Source organism: Acidimicrobiia bacterium (assembly GCA_016650365.1).
In the GTDB taxonomy this organism is placed as follows: Bacteria; Actinomycetota; Acidimicrobiia; order Spongiisociales; family JAENVV01; genus JAENVV01.
Genome location: JAENVV010000060.1, coordinates 1 through 3,921 on the forward strand (window position 1 = coordinate 1; position 3,921 = coordinate 3,921).

General features: G+C 61.4%; 5 protein-coding genes. 2 read left to right on the forward strand and 3 right to left on the reverse strand.

Annotated features, from left to right (window positions below):
- Together JJE47_03800 and JJE47_03805 are read left to right on the forward strand one after the other, a co-directional pair.
- The coding region (locus JJE47_03800) for a hypothetical protein (protein ID MBK5266534.1) at positions 1-222 on the forward strand (222 nt) is incomplete at its 5' end.
- Entirely contained in the window at positions 219-1,841 is a 1,623-nt protein-coding gene (locus tag JJE47_03805) for a hypothetical protein (protein ID MBK5266535.1), read from the forward strand. The genes JJE47_03800 and JJE47_03805, both read left to right, overlap by 4 nt.
- Positions 1,842-1,944: 103 nt before the next feature.
- Here JJE47_03805 and JJE47_03810 read toward each other — a convergent pair whose 3' ends face one another.
- The 3 genes from JJE47_03810 to JJE47_03820 all read right to left on the reverse strand — a co-directional run.
- Entirely contained in the window at positions 1,945-2,136 is a 192-nt protein-coding gene (locus JJE47_03810; protein ID MBK5266536.1) for a hypothetical protein, read from the reverse strand.
- A gap of 90 nt (positions 2,137-2,226) precedes the next feature.
- A complete protein-coding gene (locus JJE47_03815; protein MBK5266537.1) occupies positions 2,227-2,751 on the reverse strand; it encodes a DUF1269 domain-containing protein in 525 nt (174 codons plus the stop codon).
- Positions 2,752-3,027: 276 nt separating this feature from the next.
- Positions 3,028-3,921: HAMP domain-containing histidine kinase (locus JJE47_03820; protein ID MBK5266538.1), on the reverse strand; the 894-nt coding region annotated here is incomplete at its 5' end.

The window sequence follows — 3,921 nt, forward strand, 5'->3', positions numbered from 1 at the left end:
ACCCTTGATGCGGCCGATGACTTGACGATGATCCAGGTCATCGAGGCCGTCGAGGGTCCGACTGCCGACGGCCTCTGCGTGCTGCGCAACAGTACCTGCAATGAAGATCTGCCGTGTGCGTTGCACGATGCGTGGGTCGACGCCCGCCGGGCGCTCGTCGCGGCGCTCGGACGGCGCTCAGTGTTTGAAGAACCAATCCAACGTAATGGAGGAACCCAATGAGCACCCGACCCACCGAGTCCCCGTCCCACGTCCATCCAGCCCTGGGTTGGCTACTGGCAGCGGCATTGGCCGGCGTGTTAGTCGCCTCGATTCTCAGCGTGGTGTCGGTCGTGCTGCTGGCATCGCACAACTCCGTTGACAAAGATGTCGTGCAGTCAATGGTTGACGAGCAACTCACCGGGTTCACGCCGACCGTGGTTACGAACGCTCCGACCCCAACGACTCCGGTGGCCCCGCCTACCGAGCCCATCGCCACCCCGGTCAGTTCCGAGTTCGGATCGGTGATCCCGGTCCTCACTCCAAAGGCCGAGCTGTCTCCTGCGCCGGCTGACGAAATCAATGTCTCGTACGCACCGAACGTGCCTCCGGCTCCCGACCGGACGAACCAAGCGATTGTTACGGTCGAGTTCGACGTCGTTGAGAATGTGACAGCCATCGACCCAGCCACCGGCATCGAATTCGAGACCTGGGGTTATCAGATACACGGCGACGATCGGTTGACCGGTACGCCTGGTCCGATGGTTCGTGCCAGGGTCGGTGATGTTCTGCGGTTCGTGATTCACAACCCAGAGGGCAACCTGTCTGCTCACAACGTCGACTTCCATGCCGTCTCGGGTCAAGGAGGCGGCGCTGCCGATACCCTGGTTGCCCCCGGCGAGTCTGCCGTCATTGAGGCCCGTATGTTGTATCCGGGAATATTCATGTATCACTGTGCCGCGGGCGACGTGCCAGGGCATATCGCTCATGGAATGTACGGTGGGATTCTCATCGATCCGGAAACCCCGCTTCCGGCTGCCGATAAGGAGTTCTACGTCGTGCAGTCGGAGTATTACCTGACGTCGACCGACTCGGGTCCGTACACGATGGACCGGGCTGCGATGACCGACGAGCACCCCACGATGGTCGTGTTCAATGGTGCCAAGGGTGCATTGACTGGTGACAACGCGTTACAGATGGCGGTGGGGGATCGGGCCCGGATCTACTTTGTGAACGCCGGAATCAACCTTGATGCCAATTTCCATCCGATTGGCTCGCAATGGGATGCCGTGTGGATGGAAGGTGCGGCACTCAACGAGCCTCTCAGAGGATCGCAAACGACGCTGGTGCCGGCCGGTGGCGGTGTCATTGTCGACCTCGTGGGGTACGTCCCGGCCAACATCCTCCTCGTGGACCACGCCATCACCCGTACCTTCGATAAGGGCGCCCTCGGGATCGTTACGGTGTCGGGTGACCCGAACCCGGAGATCTTCGAGGTCGGTTCCTCCGAAGGGAGCGCAGCGACTCCCGATCTGCCGAGCACCATGCCGGATGGACCGGTGGTGCGAATGGTTGATGCCGCCTGGACTGCTCAGCCCCTCGATGCTCCCGATGAGTTCGCCGTCGACGAGGTGCCCGTCGATTTCGACGTCAACGTTTTGACCGTCAAGGTCGGAACAACCGTGACCTGGCTGAACGAGGACGCCCAAGCTCACACCGTGACTGACGTAGGAGGCGGGTTCGACTCTGGCCTATTGGCCAAGGGTGACACGTGGACTTACACGTTTGGCGAGGTTGGCGAGTTCGAATACTTCTGCACACCGCACCCGTGGATGCGAGCCAAAGTCATCGTCGAACCGTAGACGCTGGAGAGTCAGGTAGGGCGGGCCCAATTTGGGCCCGCCCTATCGTTTGCTGGTCTTTGTTCAGAACCTGAACATGAACCAACCCGGATTGCAGTGAGGTCTATTCGTCGTCTTCGAAACGCCCGCGGATGCGGGGGAACTTCACGGGGGCGTGGATGTGACAGGCCTCTCGCTTGTTGTAGCGGGAGAGGATCGTCTCACAGGAGAAGTCCGTACACACTCGATCTGCTCGATAGGTCTTGGGTCGACGAGTACGGCCGGAGGGTCGGCTGGCAATAAATGTCGTGTCCATGTTGGCGGTTCCTTTCGTGACTAGCGGTCGGAACGGGCGGCCTTGTGGGAGTCAGGCTGGGGGGGCCGAAACCGCCCGTTCCGGTGATTTTCAGATCTGGTAGGCAAGCGCCTCCTCGAGTTGAGCTGCGAGCTCGGCGTCGACGGTCGCATGGAGGAGTCGACCGTCGAACCGTCGGAGTTCGGCAAGCAAGTGGGCAAGTTGGAAATCTTCGAGGAGGATGAACAGAGCGGCCTGGCCGTCTGTGAGGCTGTCGCCAAGGTCGCGCATCCGGCCATCGTCGATGCCGATGTCGCGTAGTTTGGCGAATAACCCACCGGCCGCCGCGCCGATGGCTGCCCCAACGAAAGGTGCTGCCACTGCGAGACCGACCAAGGCGCCCCACATGCCGCCGGTAGCAGCTCCCTGCCCGGCGCTCATGTCGCGCGTCTGGTGGATGTGGACCCGCCCATCGGTGGTCTTGTTGACGATCGCCATGTCGTCGATCTTCAAGGATTGGCGCCGCTCAAGGCGGATCATGGCGATACTGGCCTCTTGGGCGAGCAAGGGATCCGTGAAGCTGACCGCGATCAGACTGGGCACGGGGGTGGCGTCTTCTTCGTTTGTGGAGGTCATCGTGGTGCCTTCCATGACAGAACTATGATCGGCGGACCTAAACGTACGGGAAACAGAATCTAAGAAGACCCTAAGAACCATTTTCTGCCATCCTTTCGGATTTCAGGTTTCTCAACGTTCGTGCGACGTCCGAGAACTTGAACGACGAGCAGCCGAACCAGCCTTCGTCCCGGTGACGTTTCGGTGGGCAGGCGACTCGACGAAACGAGATATCGTCAGTGTCGCGCCACGCCCTGTTGTCGACCAGAGGCTTCGGCCCCGACGGGGGCAAACGGACTATGAGGCGGCTGCCACCCGGAAACCGACGATGGCTCCGCCATCGGGAGCGTCCTCGACGATCGTGGTGCCGCCATGGAATACCACGATTTCATGGACGATGGCCAGGCCAAGACCTGATCCTGGCAGCGTCCGGGCGTGGTCAGAGCGGTAGAACCGATCGAATACCCGACTCTTGTCGGCGTCGCTGATTCCCGGGCCGTGGTCGCGAACGCGCACTTCGCCGGCCGCCACGGACACCTCAATGGGTTGATCGGGTCCGCTCCATTTGTGGGCGTTGTCGATGAGGTTCGAGACGGCTCGCTCGATGAGGGTGGGACGACCGGTGACGTGGGTGTCGTCGGACGTAACTATGACCGCCCGGTTGTATCGGCGTTCGGCCCGCTCGGCGACCCGGCTAACCAGAGCGCCGAGCTCGATCTCCATGATTGCCTCATCGCTTGTCTGGTTGTCTTTGGCGAGCTCGACCAGTTCCGACACCAGGGTGGTCAATTCCTCAAGCTCGAAGTTCACATCGCGCAAGATGTCTTTCCGCTCTGACAGCTCAAGACCGTCGGCCCGTTGGAGGAAATCGATATTGGTGCGCAAGGCGGTCAGTGGGGTCCGTAACTCATGCGAGGCGTCGTCAATCAGTCGTTTCTGCTGGCTGCGCGACGCAGCCAGCGCGGCGAGCATCGTGTTGAAGGCGCTCGACACTCGCCCCACTTCGTCGTAGCGGCGAACCTGAATAGTGGCGTCAAGGTCCTGGGTGCGTGCGACGTTCTCGGCGGCGGCCGCCAGCGATCCCATCGGCCGGAGTGAGGCGGCGGCGAGTCCCGAAGCGATCAGCCCGGCGACCGCCGCTCCGATAAGCCCGATGATGACAAACTGTCCTTGAATACGATTGAGAAACTC